The 1,752-nt window shown below is 69.7% G+C and carries 1 protein-coding gene and 1 pseudogene; both read right to left on the reverse strand.

Annotated features, from left to right (window positions below):
* Nucleotides 1-170: 170 nt before the first annotated feature.
* Nucleotides 171-1,430: an SGNH/GDSL hydrolase family protein gene (locus tag K7957_RS20175; protein WP_343228485.1), complete on the reverse strand. Its 1,260-nt coding sequence runs from the start codon at nucleotides 1,428-1,430 to the stop codon at nucleotides 171-173.
* Nucleotides 1,431-1,546: 116 nt separating this feature from the next.
* Nucleotides 1,547-1,752 (reverse strand): annotated as a pseudogene (locus K7957_RS20180) (MFS transporter); the annotation flags it as partial.

Consider the following 1,752-nt stretch of genomic DNA (forward strand, 5'->3'; position numbering starts at 1 on the left):
GCTGAGCCCGAAGTTGAGATAGCGCTCGAGGTACAGCGCGGTCATGTCGATGTTCGCGGGATTGTCGAACCACGCCCGGCTGCGCAGCGCCGGCGGTGTAGTGCTCTGGGTCATCGCTCGCTCCGGGATGAAATCATGTGATCAGACCGATGTTATCATTGCTCGCGCCGTCAACGCCGAAGCCGGGCGAGCGGGATCGACTCGCCGATCAGCCGATACCCCGCCGCATTGGGATGGAGGCCGTCGCCGCTATCATAGCGGCGCGCGAGATAGGTCGGGCGCGCGGGGTCACGCAGCAGCCGGTCGAGGTCGATCACACCGTCGACGTGGCCGGGCGCGCGCAGCCACGCGTTGATCGCCTCGCGGTCTGCCTCGGACTCGGCGCCGGGGTGATAATACGCGCTGCCCGCGAACGGCAGGATCGTGGCGGCGTGCACCATGATGCCGTGCGCGTGCGCGCGCGCGACGATCTGCGCGAAGGCGGCGATCACACCTTCCACCAATGCACGATGCTGGTCGCGAGTGGCCGGCGCGTCGCGGGTGAGCACGCCGATGTCATTGACGCCCTCGAACAGGATGAGGTGCCGCACACCTGCCTGCCCGAGCACGTCCCGATCGAGTCGTGCCAAGGCGCTCGGACCGAGCCCATCGAGCAGCACGCGGTTGCCGCCGATCCCGGCGTTGAGCACGGCGACGCGGCCGCCGAGCCGCCGCGCGAGCACGTCGGTCCAGCGCGCGTAGCTGTTGGGGATGACGCCGTAACCGTCGGTGATAGAGTCACCGAGCGCGACCACCCCGCCGGGAGCCGCGCAGCGCTCCACGTCGACGCCGGAGAGGAAGTACCAGCGGTCGACCGCGCGGGCGCCCGACAGTTCGGCCACCCCGGTCTGGTCGCCGGCAGCGATATAGGACGTCGCGCGGCTGCCGGGATGCGCGGTCTGCCCGTCAGGCTCGGCCGGCAGGTGGAGTGAGACGGCGAGATCGTCGAAGGCGCGCAGCGGGAGGTCGACCGCGTCGCTAACCCACTCGGCGCCCGCAGGGACCGTCACCGCGATGCCGCCGGCGAAGCGAAGCGGACGCACGGTCGCGGCGCGCACCACACCGCCCATTGGCGCGGCGGCGAGCGCCATCGTCGCCGCATCGATCGTCAGCGGCGCCCGGCCGAAGGCGTTGGAGAAGCGGACGCGGACCCGCCGCGCGGCGAGGCTCGGGCGGACGATCTGGCGCAGCGTGGCGTCGCGCCATCCGCCCGGCTCGAGCTGCGCGTCTGCCGCGGGCGCCAGCTGCGACGACGACCAGGCCGCCTGCCAGGTGCACGCTTGGGCTGCGACTGCAGCGGGAGCGGCCGACAAAAGCGCCGCGGCCACGGCGATCGAGGCGAGACGCCGCATCAGCGAAAGAGGGCGACCATCGACGGCAGGCAGCGTCACTCTCCTCCCCAAAGCGATGTCACCGAGCTTAATTGATAGCGCTACCAATCTACGATCCGCCACGAAGAGGGTCAAGTCCAAGACTTAGCTCCACCCCGACGCAAGGCGCGGCACCATCATTGTCGCGCTCCTTCCGGCAAGGTCACCGCATGATACCGTGGATTGAGCACGTGGAAGACAATTAGCGCCACCAGATACGCCACCCCGCACGCGACGAAGAACGGCCGGTAACTGCCCACCGTGTCGAGCAGCACGCCGAGCGACTTGGACGCGATGAAGCCGCCGACCGCGCCGGCGAAGCCACCGAGCCCGATCAGCGTAC

This window comes from Sphingomonas yunnanensis (assembly GCF_019898765.1).
GTDB lineage: Bacteria > Pseudomonadota > Alphaproteobacteria > Sphingomonadales > Sphingomonadaceae > Sphingomonas > Sphingomonas yunnanensis.